General features: G+C 40.8%; 17 protein-coding genes. 7 read left to right on the forward strand and 10 right to left on the reverse strand.

The features are described 5' to 3' along the window. Positions 1-104 precede the first annotated feature (104 nt). From CYLST_RS29525 to CYLST_RS29550, 6 genes are all read right to left on the reverse strand, one after another. Complete coding sequence (locus tag CYLST_RS29525; RefSeq protein ID WP_015211403.1) at positions 105-1,487, reverse strand: ATP-binding protein; 1,383 nt, start codon at positions 1,485-1,487, stop codon at positions 105-107. A 222-nt stretch (positions 1,488-1,709) separates the two neighbouring features. After that, positions 1,710-2,243 carry a methanogen output domain 1-containing protein gene (locus CYLST_RS29530; protein ID WP_015211404.1) on the reverse strand — a complete coding sequence of 178 codons (534 nt, stop codon included), beginning with the start codon at positions 2,241-2,243 and terminating at the stop codon, positions 1,710-1,712. Positions 2,244-2,340: 97 nt separating this feature from the next. After that, positions 2,341-3,639, reverse strand: coding sequence for a sensor histidine kinase (locus CYLST_RS29535; protein WP_015211405.1), 1,299 nt, complete (start codon positions 3,637-3,639; stop codon positions 2,341-2,343). A 661-nt stretch (positions 3,640-4,300) separates the two neighbouring features. Then, on the reverse strand, positions 4,301-5,194 hold the full coding sequence (locus CYLST_RS29540; protein ID WP_015211406.1) for a fatty acid desaturase family protein: 894 nt from the start codon (positions 5,192-5,194) through the stop codon (positions 4,301-4,303). Between the two features lie 55 nt (positions 5,195-5,249). Then, positions 5,250-7,775, reverse strand: coding sequence for a phosphoenolpyruvate--protein phosphotransferase (ptsP, locus tag CYLST_RS29545; RefSeq protein ID WP_015211407.1), 2,526 nt, complete (start codon positions 7,773-7,775; stop codon positions 5,250-5,252). Between the two features lie 565 nt (positions 7,776-8,340). Then, positions 8,341-9,753, reverse strand: coding sequence for an AAA-like domain-containing protein (locus tag CYLST_RS29550; protein WP_015211408.1), 1,413 nt, complete (start codon positions 9,751-9,753; stop codon positions 8,341-8,343). A 719-nt stretch (positions 9,754-10,472) separates the two neighbouring features. On the opposite strand from CYLST_RS29550, the gene CYLST_RS29555 reads away from it, so the two are divergent. Together CYLST_RS29555 and CYLST_RS29560 are read left to right on the forward strand one after the other, a co-directional pair. Continuing rightward, complete coding sequence (locus CYLST_RS29555) at positions 10,473-11,579, forward strand: mechanosensitive ion channel family protein (RefSeq protein WP_015211409.1); 1,107 nt, start codon at positions 10,473-10,475, stop codon at positions 11,577-11,579. Positions 11,580-11,588: 9 nt separating this feature from the next. Further along, positions 11,589-12,725, forward strand: coding sequence for a mechanosensitive ion channel family protein (locus CYLST_RS29560; protein WP_015211410.1), 1,137 nt, complete (start codon positions 11,589-11,591; stop codon positions 12,723-12,725). Positions 12,726-12,782: 57 nt separating this feature from the next. Here the strand turns inward: CYLST_RS29560 and CYLST_RS34950 are convergent, their stop codons facing one another. The 3 genes from CYLST_RS34950 to CYLST_RS29570 form a co-directional block, all read right to left on the reverse strand. Then, entirely contained in the window at positions 12,783-12,923 is a 141-nt protein-coding gene (locus CYLST_RS34950) for a helix-turn-helix domain-containing protein (RefSeq protein WP_157162654.1), read from the reverse strand. 92 nt (positions 12,924-13,015) lie between these two features. After that, the gene (gene gntT / locus CYLST_RS29565) at positions 13,016-14,413 is read right to left on the reverse strand and encodes a guanitoxin biosynthesis MATE family efflux transporter GntT (RefSeq protein WP_015211411.1); all 1,398 of its coding nucleotides are present in this window, start codon (positions 14,411-14,413) and stop codon (positions 13,016-13,018) included. Between the two features lie 360 nt (positions 14,414-14,773). Beyond that, on the reverse strand, positions 14,774-15,529 hold the full coding sequence (locus CYLST_RS29570) for a thioesterase II family protein (RefSeq protein WP_015211412.1): 756 nt from the start codon (positions 15,527-15,529) through the stop codon (positions 14,774-14,776). 244 nt (positions 15,530-15,773) lie between these two features. Here CYLST_RS29570 and CYLST_RS29575 point away from each other — a divergent pair, with 244 nt between their 5' ends. Then, positions 15,774-16,205, forward strand: a complete 432-nt coding sequence (locus CYLST_RS29575; RefSeq protein ID WP_157162655.1) for a helix-turn-helix domain-containing protein — start codon at positions 15,774-15,776, stop codon at positions 16,203-16,205. A gap of 196 nt (positions 16,206-16,401) precedes the next feature. On the opposite strand, the gene CYLST_RS29580 is transcribed toward CYLST_RS29575, so the two are convergent. Further along, positions 16,402-17,118 (reverse strand): lipocalin-like domain-containing protein, encoded by a 717-nt coding sequence (locus CYLST_RS29580; protein WP_015211413.1) that lies wholly within the window; start codon positions 17,116-17,118, stop codon positions 16,402-16,404. A gap of 1,078 nt (positions 17,119-18,196) precedes the next feature. On the opposite strand from CYLST_RS29580, the gene CYLST_RS29585 reads away from it, so the two are divergent. The 4 genes from CYLST_RS29585 (at position 18,197) to CYLST_RS29600 (ending at position 22,067) form a co-directional block, all read left to right on the forward strand. Further along, a complete protein-coding gene (locus CYLST_RS29585; RefSeq protein ID WP_015211414.1) occupies positions 18,197-19,342 on the forward strand; it encodes an acyl-CoA dehydrogenase family protein in 1,146 nt (381 codons plus the stop codon). A gap of 17 nt (positions 19,343-19,359) precedes the next feature. Next, the gene (locus CYLST_RS29590) at positions 19,360-20,979 is read left to right on the forward strand and encodes an amino acid adenylation domain-containing protein (RefSeq protein WP_015211415.1); all 1,620 of its coding nucleotides are present in this window, start codon (positions 19,360-19,362) and stop codon (positions 20,977-20,979) included. 26 nt (positions 20,980-21,005) lie between these two features. Then, positions 21,006-21,272, forward strand: coding sequence for an acyl carrier protein (locus tag CYLST_RS29595; RefSeq protein WP_041234023.1), 267 nt, complete (start codon positions 21,006-21,008; stop codon positions 21,270-21,272). Positions 21,273-21,428: 156 nt separating this feature from the next. Then, positions 21,429-22,067: an NADPH-dependent F420 reductase gene (locus tag CYLST_RS29600; RefSeq protein ID WP_015211417.1), complete on the forward strand. Its 639-nt coding sequence runs from the start codon at positions 21,429-21,431 to the stop codon at positions 22,065-22,067. The last annotated feature ends 107 nt before the right edge of the window (positions 22,068-22,174 follow it).

Below are 22,174 nucleotides of genomic sequence, written 5' to 3' on the forward strand. Positions count from 1 at the left end.
CCCCTTAGTTAGGGGAGGTTGGGAGGGCTGTGGGGTTATCTCTATGCGTCTTCATATAAAAATGGTATAATGGGGAAAGCACTTCTCTAATGCCCCATGCCCAATTACCCATTTCTATTCTTTAAGGGAAGAGTAATAATAAATTCTGTACCTTGTCCTAGGGTAGAATGACAGTGCAATTGTCCCTCGTGCTTTTCTACTATAATTTGGTAACTAATAGATAAACCCAAACCTGTACCTTTACCCACAGGTTTAGTTGTAAAAAATGGATTATACAAATTGCTGGTAACCTCTTCAGTCATTCCTAGACCATTATCGGCAATAGAAATAACTACCCATTTTTCATCGACCACATCAGTGCGAATCTGAATCTGGGGATTTTGGATAGGTGAATTTCCCATTATTGCCTGCTTCTGGGCACTTGATAAGCTCCTCTTATCTTCCAGTGCATCGATAGCATTGGCGAGAATATTCATGAACACCTGGTTAAGTTGACCTGGGTAGCATTTAACTAAAGGCAATTGTCTATATTCTTTGATAACTTGGATTGCTGTATGCCCATTTTTACCTTGCAAGTGGTGTTGCAAAATCATTAAAGTGCTGTCAATTCCCTCATGAATATTCACTTTCTTTAGTTCTGCTTCATCCAGTCTCGAAAAATTTCTCAGTCCCAAAACAATTTCGCGGATACGTTCTGTCCCTATCTTCATAGAATTGAGAAGTTTAGCGATGTCTTGTTGGAGAAAATCGAATTCAACATTTTCAATTTCTTCTTGGATTTCTAAAGGAGGATTTGGGTAATGCTGTTGATAAAGTTGCACTAGTCTGAGTAAATCTCGGGTATACTTCTCAGTGTGTGGGAGATTCCCATAGATAAAGTTGATCGGGTTATTAATTTCGTGGGCGACACCAGCAACCATCTGACCCAAGCCAGACATTTTCTCAGCTTGAATGAGGTGTCCTTGGGTACGTTGTAATTCTTTTAATGTTTCTGTTAAGGCAGTTGTCCGTTCCTCAACTCTGAGTTCTAGCTCTTGATTGGCTTTTAAGAGTGCTTCTTCTGCCTGTTTACGTCTCTGGATTTCTTTTGCTAACTGATTTATTTTCTGATTAAGCAGGATGAAATTGCTGCTAGCTATCTCCCTCTTTTCTAAGCGGAGGAGAATTAGAGATGAAGATTCAGGAGATGCAGGTTGAATGACTGCACCTTGGCTACGACAGATTAACTGTTGCCCATCATTTTTGCGTAAAGTCAAAGAACCAAGAACCATTGCTCGGCTACTAGAACAAGCTTGCAGGTATTTGGCGACTTTGTTGGGAGGTTCAGTTACGAGATCAAATATCATTCTCTCTTGCAGTTCCTGACGGCGTAACCCCAACAGATCTACAGCCGGTTGATTTGTAGCTAGGATTTGACCCTCACCACTTATCAGGAATAAAGGTTCTGGCAAAACTCTGGCAAGTTCAATAAATTGTTCAGGAGTCATGCATTTTCTAATTTGAGAGTTTGAGCATCTTTGCAATAAAGCACTAAGCTCATACTCTAGAGTCAGCTTAGTGCTGAAGAATTAACAGAAAATGAAGCTGAGAGCAAGTGATTTTTAATCAGGGGATAAAAGCTGGGCAGCGATTTTATTCACCTTATAATGTGGAAAATTAGTGATAGTAAATAGGCTAATTAACCACTTAAAAACCCAGTATTAAGTAGCTTATATTCCTCTAAAGTATTCTCGACCTGCTGCATCTTCCGACTCTGTTGTCTGTTTTAAGTAAACCACAACTCTGCATCCATCTGCACCCGCTGCTATGGTTTCTTGCAGTTCTACCTTGGCATACCCCAGATTGTCAGCCGCTATATTCCCAAAAACGTTGGAAGTCATCATACACATGGATGGCCTCTCTAGGACTTTTTCCCCAAATGGGCAGCGGCGGTTGCCAAAGATAATCTTTTCATCACTCTGCTCAATGACATAAAAATCGCCCTGGATTCGTTTTTTCAAATCAACTATGACATCAGCAACTTGCTCAAGGGAAAGATTGGATACTTCTAAGGCAGACTTATAATCTTGATTTATCTGCCTACCCATACTTTCACCAACTACGCTAATAAATCCAGAGGCTTCTTCTAAGCCAACTACGTCCTGCAAAGTGCCGGATAACTCCCGAATCAATGTACGTAAAAAAATATCTCTCTCTAAAGGAATAGTTATATTCTCTGCTGCCTTGTTAAGAAACTTGTTCATCAATTTTGGAACTCCAGGTTTCAAACTACAGCTCTATGGTTCCCCAAAATCACTCCCAAGTAACTATTTTTCTCTAAAAAATTTGATGCTGGCTACCCTAATGTATAGGAATAGTAATCAGAAACTCCGAACCTTGTGCAAGAATTGAATTTACCTCCAGAGTTCCCCCATGTTTTTCGACAATGATTTGCCGGGCAATTGATAATCCTAAACCTGTACCTTGGCCGACAGGCTTGGTGGTAAATAAATGGTCAAAGATTCTTTCTTTAATTTCAGGTGACATTCCCACCCCATTATCTTGAATCCGAATCATGACATCATTTTTATCTTCAGTGAGGGTGGTCTGAATCTTAATTTGATGAGGATTCTCCTTAATTTCGTCGAAACTACGCCCAAAATTAGATTCTTCTAAAGCATCAATAGCATTAGCTAACAAGTTCATAAATACCTGATTTAGTTGTCCACTAAAGCATTCTATTAGGGGCAAATTGCCGTAATTTCTGACTACTTGAATATCCGGACGGGCTGATGTTGCCTTTAAGCGGTGTTTGAGAATCATGAGAGTGCTGTTGATGCCATCATGAATATTGCAGGAAGTTTTGCGATCGCTATCTGCTCTAGAAAAGGTTCTTAGACTAGTGCTGATGTTGCGAATACGCTGAACTCCTTCTTTCATTGAGGAAATCAATTTAGGTAGATCAGAACGCACATAATCTAGGTCTATGGCGGCGATTTCTTGGTGAATTTCTGGAACTTCTTGGGGATAGTATTTTTGATAGAGGTCAATAATGCGAAACAGATCCTGGATATAGTTCATAGCAGGTTGCAAATTACCCGAAATGAATCCAACAGGATTGTTGATTTCGTGCGCTACTCCAGCAACAAGGTTACCCAATGCAGACATTTTTTCCCTTTGTACCAGTTGGAGTTGAGATTCTTGTAAATCTTTTAATGCTTGAGAAAGTGCTGCTGTTCTTTCTGCTACTCGTGTTTCTAAAGTTTTGGTTAAATTTCGCAATTGCAGATGGGTTTTGATCCGAGCTACTACTTCTTCCTGCTGAAAAGGTTTGATGATGTAATCAACTGCACCTAGGCTTAGAGCCTTTACCTTACTTTCTGTATCAACAATGGCAGTCATAAAAATCACTGGAATATCGCTGGTTTCCTGATTTTGTTTCAACCTTTTACAGGTTTCAAATCCATCTATTCCTGGCATCATTAAATCTAACAAGATTAAATTAGGTTGTTTATCTTGAACCAAATCTAGTGCCTTTTGTCCATCAATTGCTGTTGTAACTTCAAACCCGGCATTTGTTAATATAATTGAGATTATTTCTAGGTTAGTAATAGTATCATCAACAACTAAAATTAAGTTATTTTCTTGTATATTAGTCATATTAGTTCCTGAAAATTTATATAATTTATAATTAAAATATCCATTTTTCTAGTGTTTTTTGAAGTTACTGTACTAGGCATTTTTCAGCAATATCGTTAATCTTTCTGGTCTTGGAGCTATAATTTCCAAGCTATTAACATCAGTATTCGCTAGCGAAGGAAGCTACTAATTCCTCATCGATTGTTTATATTGGCTTTTTTTGCTCCTATTTCCAGGTGTTGCCATCTTATAGTTCCCAAAAACCCCATAATAGAACAGCTTCAGGCGAAAATTTCTCAAATACTGGCGCGTCAATTGACCTCTTGCATGAATATCTAGCTAGTTTAATAAATAGACTACGCGCAGACCGCTCTCCTACAAGTGTAAAGACGTTGTCTGCTATGTCTTTACATACTGCGATCGCGACAAAGCCTATCCATCATTGATTAAACAGCGATCTTTGACGATATATGTCAATAATATGGGCTTTTGGGGCGGTAAATCTTAATTCATCCTTAGAGGATGTCTGATTCGTATCAGAATTGATCGAGATTCCCCCAGGACTTGGGTGGCTAGGGGGGAATTGGAATCAAAGTCCCCCTTGTCCAGAAGGATTTAGGGGGATCTACGAGTGTTTATCACCAACAACTTTTAAAACATCCTCTCAGAGTTTGTTTTTGGTCTACTCAAGAATTCCCGTCTCTTGAGAGCAGGGAGTGTCAAGTTTTGCCGTCAATTGCCTATATGTGTCGAAGAAGCCATTTGCAATATCCGGTAAATCTGGACATAAAGCTTTCTGAGCTTCTGGAAGCTTGTACCAGGGGATTGTGGGATAAAGATGATGGACATAATGATATCCACGGTTGTGAGCTAAGAGGTTGGTCAGAAAACTCATGTTTGATCTGGTTCCTGACTGAGTATTAAAATGATCTGTCAATTCTGACCAATAGATAAAACAAGCAAAAGGCCATAGTAGAGGAATGAGCCAGTACAGAATTAGTAGATGAATATTTCCTGAGAAAAAGAAAGTGAGAATAATCAGCAGCCAAAAAATAGATAATTTAAATCCGCTCTGGAATGGATGATAGTCCAAACTCTTTAGCTCATAATACATCCCGGTATGGACACCAAGAAAAAGATAGAAGGTGGAGAATCCGATTAAGGGCTGAATAACCCAGATAAAAAATAGATTTGCCTTGGGTTTATATATCCCTAATTGCTCATAAAATACAGTTGCATGATCTTGTTGTTTTCCTAAATATTTATGATGAGGTAGATGATGTTTGCGATAATAGGAGATGGTACTGATAACGGGAAAAGCGTAGAGAGGCTCTAAATTTTTGTTCCACTGTCTCTGCTTAAATAAGTTGTAATGTGATGCTTCATGGGTCAGGACTTCTCCGAGAGCAAATTGAAAGAAGCCGATAACCCAGATGGAGAGGAAATAAACAAAGATATTATTTGCCCAAATGCTGAAAGCAGCTACAAGGAAAATTGCGCTCCAATCCCTGAACAAAGCTAAGAATGCTTTGAGATCGTTTTGTTCCACAAAGTCATTTGGCTTGAGTTGTTTCATAAAAATATCGAATCCCGCGCGATGGCGAAGGCCTGGTGCTGGGAGTAAGTCAAATTTAATAAATCTTGTTTGAGACTAGTTCTCTTACCTGAGCGGCGGAATCTTGTTGCAATGCTGATGCTGCGATCGCAGTTGCTCGAGTTAAAGTCAACTGAGCGATCGCTTGTTTGAGTATAGGTATTGTTTGGGGATTCACACTCAATTCATCCAGCCCCAAACCTAGTAAAATCGGGGCGGCTGAGGGATCTGCGGCGATCTCGCCACATAATCCCACTTCAATCCCAGCTGTATGGGCAGCTCGGACGGTTCGCTGTACCATTCGCAATACTGCTGGATGTAGGGCATCAACCAAAGCTGCTACTCTTGGGTTGGTGCGATCGCCTGCCATGACATACTGGCTGAGGTCATTAGTCCCAATACTAAAGAAATCCACTTCAGCGGCTAGCTGATCGGCGATCGCTACTGCTGAGGGTACCTCTATCATCACGCCCACTTCCATAGTTTGATCGAAAGGAATACCAGCTTGGCAAAGTTCCGCCTGCACTTCACCTAGAATGGCTTTAGCTGCCCTTACCTCTGTCACCGTGGCAATCATTGGCCACATCACCTTAATTTTGTGTCCCATACTGGCCCGCAAAATTGCCCGTAACTGAGTCTTGAACAGATCCAGATGATCCAGACAGAACCGGATACCCCTCCAGCCTAAGAAAGGATTGGCTTCGAGAACCCCTATCTTCAGGTAGGGAAGTGGTTTGTCTCCGCCTACGTCCAAGGTGCGAATGATCAACGGACGGGTGTCCAGCACTTGGGCGATCGCCTGATAAATTGCCAGTTGTTCTTCTTCTCCAGGTGGACTTGTGCGGTTTAAATACAAAAACTCTGTGCGGAGTAGTCCCACACCTTCTGCACCTGCGGCTACAGCCACTTTGGCGTCGGCTATGCTGCCAATGTTAGCAAAGACCCTAATTTGCTGACCATCACTGGTAATTGCTGGCTGATCCGCCTGAATTCGGGCTGCATGTTGGGCAGTTTGCCACGCCTGTCGTTTAGCTAACAGTACATTGAGGGTATCTGCTTCTGGCTCTACCCAAGCTTTACCAGTTTCTCCATCCACGGCCATCAGAGTCCCCGAAGCCAAACCTAAGACTTGATCATCTACACCCAAGACTGTAGGAATACCTAAAGTGCGGGCGATGATGGCGCTGTGGGAAGTAGCACTACCATTGGTCAAACAAATGCCTAGCACCTTTGTGGGATCTAGTCTGGCAGTATCTGAGGGTGTTAAGTCTGCGGCTACTACAATTGCTGGTGTTGAGAGTTGCAAATTAGTCGGGGCATTTCCCATTAATAATCGCAGCACTCTTTGCCCAACATCAACAACGTCATCAACGCGCTCTTGTAAGTAAGAATCCTCAAGTATGCGGTAAAAATTAGCTACTTCATCAACTACGGCTTGCCAAGCGGCTTCTGCATTCTGGTGTTGTTCAACAATCCGCACTTGTACTGCTTCTAGCAATACGGGGTCTTCTAAAAACAGCAGATGGGCGTCAAAAATGGCGGCTTCGGCGTCACCAATTTGAATAGATGCTTCAAAGAGTAATGTCTGAATTTCGTGTTGGGCTGTTTGAATTGCTGTTCGTAAACGTTGCCACTCTAACTCTACGTTTTCTATGTGGTATTGCGGTATGACAATGGGAGTGGATTGATAATGGACAACGGTCGCGATCGCAATTCCTGGGGAAGCAGCAATTCCTGCAAGTTCGCCTGGTGTCGGGGGTGTAACTGGCTGTGGTACTGCTAATGGTGACTCCAAAGCGCGATCGTCTACGGTGGGGCGTAGATGATCGCCTTCACCAAAGTTGTTGATAAATAATGCTTGCAATGCCGCCAGCGCTGTCTCTGCATCAACACCGATGGCAGTAATCACCAATTCATGCCCTTGACGCACCCCTAAAGTTGTGACGGAGTTAATACTGTCACCCCGGACAGTCAATGACTTCAGAGTTAAATTCTGCACCAGGATTTGGGATTGAAATCGGGCACCGGTGGCGACAAACTGAGCAGCAGGCCGGGCGTGTAAACCTAGGCGATTGTTGACAGTGAGGCGAATTTCTCCCTTTGGCGATTCTGGGTTGGTTGAGAGTTCGTTGACGACGGGTTGGGGAACCACGCCTATACCCAATTGCGTTGCTTTGGCTACTAATGCCCCTCGTGCTTCCGCCATGACTTGCTGGATATTCATCCCCGCAGCAGCAGCAACGACAGCGGCTAAAGCACCTTCTACCAGCGGTGCTTCGCACAGATATACTTTTTCTCGCTGTTCTGGGGGTAGAAACTCCAGGGCCATTTCTGCACTCATCAAAGCACTACCCAAATCCATCAACACCAAAACACCATCATCTGAAAAAATTGATGCGATCGCCTCATAAACCTGCATTGGATCTGTACCCAATGGGTTTTCGGGATCTTCAATACCAGCTGCAACCGCCATCGGAACTTGGCCTTGAACCATCTGTGCCGCCAGTTCCCGCACACCCAGAGCTAGTTGTTTGCTGTGAGAAACAATCACAATTCCGACCACTGCAACACCGTTAACCTTCTTGAGAGGTTTGTGTTTAGCTTGTTACCGCTGCCATCGGCTCTACCTCACCTAATTATGCCAGATATGTCAAGATATTATCGAAATTTTTTGCTATGGGTGCGATCGCTTTTTGTCTTCGCTTTATCAGGTGCGTAGGCGTAGCTCGTTGTACATATCGCTTTATGAACCTGGATAGTATTTGTACCATCTCTCACAGTATTAATGTTAATCTTTTAGGCAATAAAATGATATTGCCAGAAAATAATAGTTAAGTTCATCTTTGGCAATTCACTTGAAAAATTGTTTAGATAATATCAATATATCCTTAGTCTAAAATTAAATCATTAAACTCGACCATTCTATCCAAACAGAAAAAATTTAGTTTAGATATATTCCCATTTTTATCAGCCATATTTATCGCATTCATTAGCAATAAAAATCAATTTTCAAAAATAGTAATTTCTGATAGTCTATTGCGGATCGCTATTTTATGGTATCCAGCGAACTGAATCTTATAAACACCATCTTGCTGGAAGCCACAGACTAAAACTTTTCCATCGCAAATTTAGTTACGAGAATTGGGTAAATACTCCTCTCTTAAGTTGTACGCTGTAAAATACTGCCGATATAATTCGCACAAAATAGTACATTCATTACCCTCTAGCTTCACTAACCCCATACTCTCTAACTTGTAAGCTAGTAACGGTTCTAAGCTAACGCTACCCTTTGCAGTCACCACATATTTAAATGTACTCAGCAATTCAGGATGATCACTAAGCCTCGTTAAGTGACTCCTTAAATGATCGCTATAAATTCCCGTTTGGGTAGGAGCCTCTTGCAACAACTTTTCCAGTGTTACCCCGCTCCGACACAGGTGATAAAGAGCAACACGCACTAAATAAGGATGCCCACCCACCATCCCCATCAGTTGTTTGGCTTGGCTACCATCTGTCCAATTTAATCCATGATGCCTTGCTAAATTTTGTATCTGCTCCCAATTAAACTCTGGTAATTTAATCAGTAGCCCCACATTAAATGGGGATTGATGCATATTTAAAGGAACATAATTTTCTGTTGAGTGAACTACAACTAACCGGAGTTTTTGGAATATTTCGACATTTTTGGCTTGTTCAGACCAAAATCGCAGCAGGGGTAAAAAGTCTCTAGCGATGTGGGGATATTCAAAAACCCGATTCACTTCATTCAACGCCAAGACTAAGGGACTATCAATTTGCACTAACACATAGTCTTGAAAATATAATGTACAGCTAACCTTGCTGCCTATATCCTGATTCCAATAATCATCAAGTAGGAGTTTGAGATTCAACTGCTGACTTACATTGGCACATAACCAGCGTAAAAACTTGTCGATGGAAGTAAACACAACTTCATCTGCTGCCTGAAAGTCTAGATTGACAATTTGGTAGCCAATGCCCACAGCGCGAACGAGAATTCTATTCAGTAGAGAGCTTTTACCCATTTGGCTAGGAGCTTTAATCCGAATCACACTCCCTGGTTTGCTGATTTCTTTATAGGCTAATTCTTCAATTGGCGATCGCGCAACATCCCCTTTGGAGAATCGCTTGATATAAAACGGGGAATTGAGCGGCACTGGCCCACCGGGAAAATCCAAATCTGTCCCCAGTATTGGATATGGGGAATCATTCTCTATCTCCCAGCCGGGGCTGGATTTCTGCTGCCAGCAATGCTCTAGTTTACTTGTCCCTGCTTGCTGATACTCCCTGAAGACAAAATGCAGATTTTTTTTTGTTACTTTCTTCCCTACTGCTTCTGAGAGGCATTGCCATACTTGAGTGCCAACCGCCTTGATGTAATCAGAAGTATAGGCAGAGTCTTTTGCTATCTCGCTGTAAGTCTGCCCTAACCACGACTGCCGGAATACTAAGCTCTCAATGAAATTAAGCTTTCTTGGTAACAGAACTTTATCCAAAATTTGCAGGGCTTCATCTACATGCATATTTATAGACTTTTATCAAGTACTTTTAGTGAAGAGTTTTCTTTCTATATTGTCTCATTTTTTACATACTTTCCACACTTTTTTGGCTGATATCTTGCACCATAGATTCGTCAGCCATCTCATTTATATTTTATTTGGCGAGAGAATAAAAAGGCATAAATTAGAGTTTTGAAGAGAACGCTATATGAAATAACTTGCTAAAAAGATCCACTACTCTCACTTACTAACTGGTAGTTACAAGGTTTGTGGAGTTAGCTATGAAATAAACAGTTTAATGATTAGTTGAGGATAAATGACTAGCATAAGCAGGATATGCTATCAAAACAGAGTTAAATAAATATTTTTAATAACAGCTTTTCGTTCTACTTGACAGTTAGTAAATAGGTTAATTTTTAGGTGAGAAAAGTGAGAAAAGTAAGTATTCTTAAACAGGTTTTATTTAAAGCTGATAACTAGACTAAAAATAGTGTACTTTAAGCATTGATTGCTCAATAAAGTATACGAGTCGAACAACAATAACTATATCTAAAAAGCACTAGATTTTCTACGCATTATTACTTAGTCAATAATCGTTAATGTACCGTAATAGGATCTCATTTTGTACAGTGGCTCGATAGGCATTAATTGATATATTCGCCGCTCACATAGCCAAGTCTGATTATATTTGGGCATAAAATTATTTCAAAATTCCGTTTAAGTCTAAAGGAGTTAATTATATTGTGGACATCTTCTCTGAAGCAATTCAAGAGAATCTAACCACCCTCGCAATTATCGGTTTTTCGGCAGGGATGGTAGTTCTTTTGTTGGCATTGTTATTTATATTAGGTTTCTTTTTTAAAAAAATGAACGAATTAATCGCCCATCGCTTCTTGTCTCCTCAAGGGAGAAAAATTTATCAGGAAGTTTTTTCTCCTTACGAAAATAAGTTAGGAATAATTATTGGTTTAATATTTCTTGACCTAACTCTGCTAATTATTCCTAAACCTGATTGGCTCAAGTTTTTAGAACTTAGTCTTGGTTTATCACTCACGATTGCAATTGGCTGGTTAGGATCTCGTCTATTTCAGAATTTTTTTGATGCTTACCTGCGAGAATCTGCCACTAGGAGAAAAATTAATGGTGAGTTATTAGTAGTAGTTAATTTTCTAGCAGATATAGTTATTTGTGTTACCGTCATCCTGATTTTTGCTCAGACACATAAAATCAATTTATTAGGTGTAATAGCAAGTTTAGGAATTGGGGGATTAGCGGTAGCCTTTGCTGCTCAACAAACTTTACAGCAGTTATTCGGTGGAATAGTTCTTTATATCGACCGACCTTTTGTTGTTGATGACTATATCGGTTTACCAGATGGCACCTTTGGCAGAGTTGAGTCAATTGGTTTACGTTCTACTAAAATTCGTAACTCTGGCAAAGGGACATTAACTATAGTACCTAATGATTCTCTCATTCAATTAAGTATCGAAAACTTCACAGGAGCGAGAAAAGTTGTTTCTCTAATTTATTTAACCTTCACTAAAAACATTCCTGATCAACAAAAAGCTTTGATTCGTCAAGTAATTTTAGAAAGTACCAAAGATTTATTTGGAATTGACTCTCGTAATACTGTGGTAAATTTTAAAGATATTTTTCTAAATGAAAAATCTAATGTTACCCAGGCGCAAATTAACTTTTTTATTCTCGGTTATGGCGAAATGGGAATGGATATGCGCTACCAGCTATTAGATATAGCTAAACAAAATATTACCATACAACTGAAAGAATATGGGCTTACTTTTGAGCTTGAAGAAAGACCAGTTAACATTGATGCACCCATTACTATTTAACGAACTACAATGAACCTCCTGCAAATTAATATAAAAAATTGGCTCTTCGTGGATGAAGGAACACGTAAGTTTTTTATCTTACTGGGTATCAACTTCGGCTTGTTCCTTTTCTTTATTCTTCTGTCTTTGCTAATTGGGAAACAGACTCCTCGGATTTTAAGCACTATAATTAGGAGATTTTTACCCCAAACAATCTCAAAAATATACGAAAACTTAATTGTCCCCCTGGAAAAAGTACTGACAGTCACAGGTACTTTAATACTCATTACTTTGTCTTTGAATTTCATCCAACAATATGCAGGATTTTATCAATTTTTAAAGTTTTTCCTAAACTTGGCACTAATTATCAGTTTTGCCACATTAGCATCAGGCTTATTTCGACAATTGTTGCGAGTCTACGGAATTGATTTACTGCGTAAAATGGGTCTAGAAGTAGACGAATTACTGCTCGTGTTTGAAACTATTGCTAATGCTATGATTGGATTTATTGCAGCTTTGGCATTTGCTCAGAGTCAGAATATTAATTTAATTGGTTTACTCGCTGGGTTAGGAATTGGGGGTATAGCGGTTGCTTTCGCGGCTCAAAATACCTTAGAACAGCTTTTAGGAACAATTGTTTTATATCTAGATCGTCCTTTCATTCCTGGAGAATATATTCGGGTAAATTTAAGTTCTCAAGGTATATTATTTGCCCGCGTTGAAGCCATTGGTTTACGTTCAACAAAGCTCCGAACTCCTGCTAAAAGTACCCTCGTCATTGTTCCTAATTCAATAATGGCAAATGCAGATGTTGAAAATATTACCAGAGGTAAAAAGGTAATGGTTTTGCTTTATCTTGATTTTCCTCGAAGTTTAGACAAATCGGAAGTAGCATTACTCGAAAAAGTTGTTAAAGAAAGTACCAGTACCTTATTTGGGATTGATCCGGACAGTACAAAAATTAACTTATATCCTCAAGAAGAACAAGCAGGAATTCGCGCTAGGGTGAGTTTCTTTATTCTGGGTTCAAATGAAAATTCGATTGACTTCCGCAAGCGGTTACTGGAATTAGCTAATGAAGGTATCTCGAAAAAGCTAATTTTTTATGGGATAGAATTCACAATGCAAGAACCAACACTTTATGTAGATTCCAACGTAACAATTTAATTACGTCTTCAAAGCGTTAGGGAGCATCTCACCTTTTGAAAAATATGCCTTTCTCTATTAAGGCTTTATGTTTGCCTCCGGAACTTTTTTATGTCCGTCTACAATCCCCTCTAGTCCAGTAGCGTTGTAACGCCGAGCAATTTTACGCACCCAGTTAGCACTTAAGCCTGTAATAACAGCTACTTGCTCAACTTTCATGGGATTACCTAGTCGGCGTCGGCTCAATAGGCCAATTACCAATCATCGGGTGCATTCTTTAACATCTCGACAACGACGCTAAATAATACTATCTATAGCAACTTTGTATCACTACCCGAAGCGCGATTCGCTTCTAAAGCCGGGAGTGAAACATCACCATTATCAACATCACTGCCAAATGTACTGGGTAACTTTACCACAAACAACATCATTCTGATTGCATAAAACAAAGATAGACTCAACCACAAGACATGGTTACTTGAAAACTTCATGGTAGCAAAATTGACAGGTACAAACCCGACTACAAGAGCGACTAAGCTAACATTGCGGAGAATATCTCCTTGTGCTAAACCCAAGAAGTATCCTTCCAGAGAAAAACCTATTGAACTAAATACCAAGGTAAGTTGTAACCAAGGAAGAAAAGTATTTATATTTGAGGTGACTTCAGTGTGGTTAGTGAACAAGCTAAAAACAGTATCGGAAAATAGCACGCACACTCCGCCGAAAAACAGTCCTACCACGAGAGCAGCTGAGAGATTCACGATAACTACGGGCGCTAATCGTTCTGAATCTCCTTTTCCTTTAAAGTTTCCTACCAAAGTTTCTGTACCGAGTCCCAGACCCTCTACAAAATATGTATTCAAGGTAAATATCTGCCACAATAAGGCATTTTGAGCATAAATCAACGTCCCCATTTGTACTCCTTGATAGCTGAATGTTAAGGAGACAACCAGAAGAATTAAATTGCTTATAAGGATGTTTATATTGAGGGTCAAGTTAGCTTTTATAGCTGGGATGTCCCATATTTTTCCAAATAGGGTTCGTATTTCAAGCCACTGGAATTCCATGCAAAAAAATATCAATCCCACTAACAACGATAGATATTGGCTTGTGGCATAAGAAACTCCTGCCCCTACACTTTCCCATCCCAGGTGGATAATAAATAGATAGTCAAGTGCGATTTTGCCACCATTGCCAAGGACTGACAACAACACAACTAAGCCATTTTTTTCTCGCCCTAGAAACCAACCTATCATGACAAAATTGAGTAAAATTGCAGGCGCTCCCCAAATTTGGGTGTTGAAATAGGCAAGCCCTGAAGATTTTATCTCTGGGGTAACATTTAGCAGGGCAAACCCAAGTTCTCCCAAAGGGTATTGAAAGAGTATGAGGGCGACACCTAGTACTAGAGCAATTAACCCATTACGCAGTCCTACCAACAACATACCTTCTCGGTCATCTCGTCCGACTGCTTGCGCTGTAACTCCAGTAGTTCCCATTCGTAAAAAGAATAAAGCTAAATAGAGAAAGTTAAGCAAGTTTCCAGCGATGTTGACTCCAGCAAAGTGGCGGATGTCTTCAAGATGACCCAGGAAGATGACACTGGCTATATTGGCCAGTGGGACCATAATACTCGATAGGACGTTAGCTAGAGCTAGCTGTAAATATCGTGGTATAAAATTATATTTATCTGGAAGTATCAGGTTCATAGATTGACGATTGAGTTACGGGGCTGAAAGGGCAACGAAAGAGGCTAAAAAGCTTGATATGTGAGGCAGGTAACATTTTGTGATTGAAAAAAATAGGTCTAGTCTTCTGAATCAGACCTACTTAATGATAATGTTACCCACATTTTACTAAAGCCACTTAAAATGTTTTTGCCAAGCCACGGAGTAAAAGCTGTTTTTAGCTATAGCATCATTAACTCATCCTCGTAGGTTAGCAAAGGTATTGTTTGAGACCCCGCTTATTTGCAGATAATCTGTGCCTTGTTTGTGGTTTTGAGGATTTATGTTTGCAGATCACTATATCTATTTGTCTGGGTGACAGTCGAGGGTGCCATATGGGGGTTATAAATAGTCTTTTAGTGTTTGAGATATTAACTGCAACAAGGGTTGTCTATTTTCATTCAGGTAGAAGTGTCCACCTGGGAACATCTCTACTGAAAATGAGGAACGGGTGTACTCACGCCAAGTAACAAGATAATCATGACTGGCTTCATTATCTTCAAGACCACCCAAAGCAACAATGGGACAATCAAGAGGCTCCACTTGAGAATGGATATATGTTTCTACTAAAGTCAGGTCTGCTCGCAAGACAGGCAAGAACAACTCCATGAGTTCTTTGTCTTTTAGGACTGCATCTGGTATAGCAGAGTAAATATTGGTTAATTTTTCAATAAATTCTGCATCAGGTAACAAATGAAGGGGCGGATATAATTCAAGTACGTTAGGAGCAGGGCGACCTGATACAAACAAATAAACCGGATTGACGTTTTTTTGCTGGAGTTTCCTAGCTAGTTCATAAACAATTAGCGCTCCCATACTATGGCCAAAGAGCGCAAATGGCTTATCCAAATGTTGCAGCAAGACCTCCACTAATTTCTCTGTCAGAATTTCAAGATTTGAAATTGGTTTTTCTCCGATGCGATTTTCTCTTCCAGGCAGATCAATCGCACAAAGCTCTACATTTGACGGTAATTCTTGAGGCCAGCGACGAAAAATCGATGTTCCACCGCCTGCATAGGGTAGGCAAAATAGGCGTAAATTGGCTTGTGGATTGGACTGGGGGCATTTAATCCAGAGATTAGGTATTTCTGTTTTCATAGAAGAATAATGTTACCTGAGGAGATAAACCTGTCTCTAATATAATATATTGCTAGTGTCACGAAGTTTTCACCAAAGGAAACCAGTTACGTTTAGGTAATCGACCACGGGGTTTTAATGGGTTCAACAACAACGCATTTCAATATATGGGAGGAGTTGTGACGATAAATCATAGAGACTCCAGCAGATTCAATCTTCGGTGAATCAGCGCTATAAGTCGTTATAATTAACTAGCATTTATTACTTGCTCGTCATAGACTTCAAAGTCGAAGACCGAGCCAAAGTATTACGGTTAAACGCACATGGCTGGTATGTTGAAAAAATAGCTGCTCACTTTGACTGGACTCCGGAAACAGTGAGTGAAGTTTTACATAAGTGGCAAAAACTAGGTTTAGAGGGGCTTTGGGATCAATCAGGTAGGGGTGGAAAAACAAAGTACACCAAAGAAGACATCATTAATTTGGAAGAATGTCTTAAAAAAGAAGCCCGTACATACAATAGCCTTCAACTGGTTCAAAAACTGGAAAGAGATTGCGCTCCGCCCAGTGCCGGAGGCGATCGCCAAATTAAATTAAGTCCCGACAGGTTAAGACTGGTACTAAAAAAAGGGGGTCATTTGGAAGCGAGCTTTGAATTTGCCACAAAGGAAAGCAAGACCCAAAAACCAGGGAAATAAAGCAAGCAGACCTAGATATGTTATTCATGTCTGCGGTGACGGGGAAATTGACCTGAAGTATTTGGATGAATCCGGTTTCTGTATGTGGAGCGAACCAAGCTACACCCATTACCATAGTTAGGAATTTCCCCGCCGACTTCCTTACCATCAATGTATAACTATTTTTTCCGGTAAGGTTTGGGAATCCTGTGAACGGTTACTTTGAAGCTTTCTCCCAAATTATAGAAGGAGTTTGTAGCTTGCCATCCATCAACTCGGGAGCGTGAGTCAATACCAGCTTGCCATTCGTAAATTTAAAGAAGCGTTCTTGCTTTGTACCAATATAATTTGGAAACAGGCTGACATCAACAAGATGAGTCACTTTACCTGGTTCGACTTTATATTTACCGCAATAGGCAATATATGTTTGTACTGCCATTGCCTGTTCTTCTAATGTTCCTGCCAAAATGTCTCCTCCAGGAAAATTAGGACGGTTCTTTTTTGAAAGGGTTGCACACATATATCCATCGGCATTGTAAACAAGGTAACCAAGAGCATCTTTCCCATATGGATAGGTAACGTTCCCCTGTTCATCCTTGTTTTCCCACGATACCAGTCGCCAAGTTCCTAAAACTTTTTTTTGTTCGGCTGTCATAGAGCGGGACATCTTATAGGGAGGATGTTCCAGCCCGGAGGGTATTGAGCCTTGCTTAGGTGAAGTTCCCTCTCCCCTTAAATTAGTGGCACTTTGTTGAACGGCAGTAGATTTCGATTCTTCAGCTTTAATTGCAGACATACCAGATGCAATTAAGGCTGCTGTTAAACCTCCGGAAAACCATTGAATAGCAGAGCGCTGGAGACGATTTTTTTTTGTTTGCGCTCTCTTACGCCGTTCAACACTGGCATCAATAAACTCATTAGAAATAGGCTTCATAATTCATCCTCAATAATTTGTAGCAGGAAGAAACACTTGTCTTATTTATTTCTACCTTATCCGTAATTATCCTAACTCCCAGTACATTATTTTCTCTGCGAGTGTCATAAAACTTTACAATTACTGTGTAATGTTTACACCTGACGGGGCGAAGAATTATCCTGAAAGGTTTATGAAATAAGGATACTAGACGTGTAATGGGTGCCCTGGTAGAAGGAGTGGGATGGCGAGGGTTACCAGGTGACTGTCCACCTTGGCAGACTGTATATACGTAATTTGCGTAATTGCCACAGAGATAAAACATGGTTGAAAATTCACGATAGTCTCCGGCAGTGGGTGATGAATTTTTTCCGTTGGATTATGCAGATGTGTTGCGCTTGGAGCAAAACAAAGCCCTTGGTTTGCTCAAAAAAACGTTGGGTGGTTGAGCGCACCTTCGGTTGACTAATGGGGTGTCGGCGCTTGGTCAGAGACTATTGAGTTTTTGCCGGAAACATCAGAGATGTTTATTTACCTTGCCATGATCCAGATTATCGTGAGACGATTAGCATAAAATTTGATCACTCAAAACTTTTCAAATACCCTCTCAGATTTTTTTATGCTGACTTTTGAAAATAACACCTTCTTCCCTGTTTGTAATTATTAAAACTTATGGTTTGGCTAATTGCCAACCACGAAAACTTATCTTCGATCCTTGCTTGAATAACTAAATCAAGATCAATCCTTACTTTTGCCTTTTGATTAATTTTTCAGCAAGCCCTATTTAGTTCAAATGTACTATAAATTTCCTGCTCAAGCTTTGGGTGGTTGTACTTGTAATTGGTGTACATCAATTGCCGTAAAGGTTTGAAGTTTCGCACCGGGAGCTAGTCTAAACTATAGTCAATGCTTAACAATAAGTAATTAAAACAAACTCAATACTATGAAATATGTGGTATATTTCTGTAATAAATCATCATGCAAGTTTTCTTGAATATTCAAGGGCCAGTACATTGATAATGACGAGCAATGTACCAACAGAAGATGAAATTAATATGCGGGCACAACAGATAAATCAGTTGAAATTGCAGAGGGTGTAATGGATTTTGCTTGGAACAGCCAACAAATTGAATTTAAAAGAAAGGTTATTGGATTTGCCCAACAGTCATTGATCTCTGATCTGATTAAACAGGACAAAGAGGAAATATTTAATCGTGCTGCGTGGCAAAAGTGCTGCGAATTTGGTGTTCATGGATGGCCTATCCCTGTACGTTATGGCGGACAGGAACTGGATATCCTCACTACCGCCTATGCTTTGCAAGGATTAGGATATGGTTGCAAGGATAACGGATTGATCTTTGCGATGAATGCCCATATCTGGGCTGGCGAAATGCCCCTACTGACCTTCGGGAGTGAAGAACAAAAGGAAAAATATCTCCCCTTGCTTTGTCGAGAAGGGTGGATTGCGTCCCACGCGGCCAGTGAACCACAAGCGGGGTCTGATATCTATAGTCTCAAGACAACGGCTCTAAAAGATGGAGACAGATATATTCTCAACGGACACAAACACTATGTGACCAATGGAACCATTGCAGACCTTTTCATCATTTTTGCTACCGTAGATCCATCTTTTGGGAAAGAGGGTTTGACGGCTTTTCTGATCGAAAAAGATACACCTGGTCTGGTCGTCCAAAAGTCTACGTCTACAATGGGAGTACGTACCGCTCAAGTAGCGGAACTGACGTTAGAAAACTGTGAAGTATCTGTCACTAATCGATTAGGTCAGGAAGGGGCAGGGCTAGCCATATTCAATCATAGTATGGAGTGGGAGCGGGGATTTATTCTAGCCTCTGCTGTGGGAACAATGGAACGATTGTTGGAGCAGTCTATTCATTACGCTAGAACCCACAAGCAATTTGGTCAAGCGATTGGAAAATTTCAATTAGTTGCCAACAAGTTAGTGGATATGAAGCTGCGGTTGGAGACCGCCAAGGCGTATTTGTATAAAGTTGCTTGGATGAAAGAGAATCGGCAAATGGCTCTTATGGAGGCCTCCATGGCCAACTTGTACATTAGTGAAGCTTGGGTTCAGTCATCTCTCGAAGCAATCGAGATTCATGGTGCACATGGTTATTTAACAAATACAGAGTTAGAACGAGAGCTGCGAGATGCTATTGGTAGTAAATTTTACTCTGGCACCTCTGAAATCCAGCGAGTCGTTATTGCCAAATTCTTGGGATTGTAAAGCAGCACCATTGTGTCATGTCATATTTACTGCATCATCTGTTAATAAGCAGCGCTCGAACTCATAGTGATCGCGTTGCTGTACAGCAACAAGAACACACTATCACCTATCGTCAGTTGGACGAGACAAGTAACCAGCTGGCACATATCTTGAGCTATGCAGGGGTAGAACGGGGAGACCGAGTTGGCATTTACCTTGATAAGTCGATTGAAGCTGTTATTGCTATCTTTGGCATATTAAAAGCCGGTGCCACCTATGTACCTCTAGACCCTTATGCTCCAACAAAGCGGATTGCCTTTATCATTAAAAACTGTCAGATCAAGATACTGATTTCGACCAAGCAAAGAATAGATGCTTTAGGAACCAATTCCTTAGAAGAGTTCCAGAGTCTCAACAGTGTGGTTCTGACAGATGAGGATGATCGAGCAACGCAGTGGTTTGGGAAAATCGTCAGATGGTCAGAGGTTTTACAAGCTCCTTGCAGTCCACCGCCAGACCCAAATCTGATTGAAAACGATTTGGCTTATATTCTTTATACATCTGGTTCGACAGGAACCCCGAAAGGGGTTATGATTAGCCACCGTGCGTCTCTTACCTTTGTGAATTGGGCATATGACACATTTCAGGTCACGGCAGAAGACCGTGTTTCCAATCATGCGCCGTTTCATTTCGATCTTTCCATCTTTGATATCTTTACAACTATCAAAGCAGGGGGGACGATCATTCTACTCTCAGCTGCTTTATCGGTCTTTCCAATTAATCTGGCTAAATTCATAGCCGAAGAAAAAATTTCGCTCTGGTATTCAGTACCTTCTATTCTCACAAGTTTGGTCTTATATGGTCGATTAGAGCAACATACCTTCCCCGCTCTGAGAACCATTTTGTTTGCAGGTGAAGTTTTCCCCATCAAATATTTGCGTCAGTTGATGGTGCATATTCCCCATGCTTGCTATTACAACCTCTATGGCCCGACTGAAACGAATGTCTGCACCTATTACCGAGTTTCACCACCTGATATTGAACTAACCGAATCGCTTCCCATTGGCCAAGCCTGCGCTAACACTGAAGTTTTTGTCTTGAGTGCAAGTAATGAATTGGTGGCTAGAGGTGAGGTGGGTGAGCTTTGCGTGCGTGGACCTGGGTTGATGACAGGCTATTGGGATTTGCCCCAAAAGAGTGCCCAAGTCCGGGATAACTTTACTTTGCATCGTAGGTTGGGGCCTGAGATGATTTACCGCACGGGGGATCTTGTCCAACAAGCCCCGGATGGCAATTATATCTTTTTAGGTCGTAGCGATCGCATGATTAAGAGTCGGGGCTACCGCATTGAATTAGGTGAGATAGAGAGCATTTTATACAGCCATCCTGGAGTGGAAGAAGCCGCAGTGATTCCCATCCCCGACAATGAAATCGGTAACCGGATCAAGGCTGTCGTGGTGGCACGTAGTGCTAACAAACTCACAGGAGCGATTCCTTCGGAACTTCCTGATGTCTCAATACAGGCTTTAAAGTTGTTTTGTGCAGAGCGACTTCCCAAATATATGGTTCCCGATTTGTTCGAGTTCCGTAGTGCCTTGCCCCAAACTTCAACCGGCAAGATAGACAAAGTTCAGTTGAGTCAAGAAACACAGCAATAACAGGAAACAATACAATGACAGAAGTAATGACAGAAGAAAAGATCGAACAAATGCTCAAAGAGTTTATCACCCAAGAGTTGGCATATGACCAACCTAACTTGGTTCTAACCAACAACTTAAAGATAATTGAGCAACGGATCGTGGACTCAATGGATCTCTTTCGGTTGGTTCGCTTTGTCGAAGAAGAAATGGGGATCTTTTGGGAACCTGAAGAACTCGTATTTAAAAACTTTGAAACAATTGACCATATCAAAGCTTACATACTCCGTAAATTGGTGTCACAGCATGACTAAATAGCCCAAAACTTTAACTAAAGTTACTTGTAAATCAACTAAATCAACAATTGAGTTTTGCAGTAAATTTTTAGCAAAATAGGAGTATGAATCATGAAAATAGGAGTATGAATCATGGAAATAGGAGGATGAATCATGGAAATAGGAGGATGAATCATGAAAATAGGGGTCATTGGTGCGGGTGCAATTGGTGGAACGGTTGGCACCTTGTGGGCAAAGGCGGGGCATGAAGTGTTTTTCAGTTCTCGCCATCCAGAGAAGCTAACAGATTTATTGGCGATCACCGGATCAAATACGCAAGCAGGGACGGTAAACCAAGCTGCTGCCTTTGCTGACGTAATTTTCCTAGCAGTTTATTACCATACGACAGACGATGCGATTTCCGCTGCCGGATCGCTAGATGGCAAAATCATCATTGATGCAACCAATGCCTACATTCGCCACCCCGATGGTAGGCCAATTCGGCATATCCCGAATGTCAGTTCAGCCTTGGAACTGGCGCAGAAAGTTCCCTATGCCAAAGTTGTTAAAGCTTACAATACCTTGGCGCCAGAAATCTTCGCCCATGAACACCATAACGCCGATCCCTATGCCTTATTTTATTGTGGAGATGATGCTGCGGCGAAAGCGATCGTCGCCCAACTGATCGTAGACAGTGGATTTATGCCTATAGATACAGGCGATCTCAGCAATGTCATTCATCAAGAACCTGATGGCATGTTTTTTGACAAACCGCTCGTAGTTGATGCTGCTCGTGAATTATTAGCTTTGGTGTTAGCGAGATCTCCAGATTAAATGTCTGCAATCAAGTCAACTGGAATCAAAAGCTAGTGGTCTGTCAAATTTATTTTGACGGGTTGTAAAAAACTAGAAGATTCATATTTTATAGCTTTTATAAAATT

The sequence above is a fragment of the Cylindrospermum stagnale PCC 7417 genome (genome assembly GCF_000317535.1).
Classification (GTDB): Bacteria; Cyanobacteriota; Cyanobacteriia; order Cyanobacteriales; family Nostocaceae; genus Cylindrospermum; species Cylindrospermum stagnale.

What these genes read in the sequence shown, in the direction of transcription:
- CYLST_RS29535 (WP_015211405.1), bottom strand. Translation starts at nt 3,639, where the DNA reads ATGACTAATATACAAGAAAATAACTTAATTTTAGTTGTTGATGATACT.
- CYLST_RS29570 (WP_015211412.1), bottom strand. Translation starts at nt 15,529, where the DNA reads ATGAAAACAGAAATACCTAATCTCTGGATTAAATGCCCCCAGTCCAAT.
- CYLST_RS29525 (WP_015211403.1), bottom strand. Translation starts at nt 1,487, where the DNA reads ATGACTCCTGAACAATTTATTGAACTTGCCAGAGTTTTGCCAGAACCT.
- CYLST_RS29550 (WP_015211408.1), bottom strand. Translation starts at nt 9,753, where the DNA reads ATGCATGTAGATGAAGCCCTGCAAATTTTGGATAAAGTTCTGTTACCA.
- gntT (WP_015211411.1), bottom strand. Translation starts at nt 14,413, where the DNA reads ATGAACCTGATACTTCCAGATAAATATAATTTTATACCACGATATTTA.
- CYLST_RS34950 (WP_157162654.1), bottom strand. Translation starts at nt 12,923, where the DNA reads ATGAAAGTTGAGCAAGTAGCTGTTATTACAGGCTTAAGTGCTAACTGG.
- CYLST_RS29560 (WP_015211410.1), top strand. Translation starts at nt 11,589, where the DNA reads ATGAACCTCCTGCAAATTAATATAAAAAATTGGCTCTTCGTGGATGAA.
- CYLST_RS29540 (WP_015211406.1), bottom strand. Translation starts at nt 5,194, where the DNA reads ATGAAACAACTCAAGCCAAATGACTTTGTGGAACAAAACGATCTCAAA.
- CYLST_RS29530 (WP_015211404.1), bottom strand. Translation starts at nt 2,243, where the DNA reads ATGAACAAGTTTCTTAACAAGGCAGCAGAGAATATAACTATTCCTTTA.
- CYLST_RS29595 (WP_041234023.1), top strand. Translation starts at nt 21,006, where the DNA reads ATGACAGAAGAAAAGATCGAACAAATGCTCAAAGAGTTTATCACCCAA.
- CYLST_RS29590 (WP_015211415.1), top strand. Translation starts at nt 19,360, where the DNA reads ATGTCATATTTACTGCATCATCTGTTAATAAGCAGCGCTCGAACTCAT.
- CYLST_RS29600 (WP_015211417.1), top strand. Translation starts at nt 21,429, where the DNA reads ATGAAAATAGGGGTCATTGGTGCGGGTGCAATTGGTGGAACGGTTGGC.
- CYLST_RS29585 (WP_015211414.1), top strand. Translation starts at nt 18,197, where the DNA reads ATGGATTTTGCTTGGAACAGCCAACAAATTGAATTTAAAAGAAAGGTT.
- CYLST_RS29580 (WP_015211413.1), bottom strand. Translation starts at nt 17,118, where the DNA reads ATGAAGCCTATTTCTAATGAGTTTATTGATGCCAGTGTTGAACGGCGT.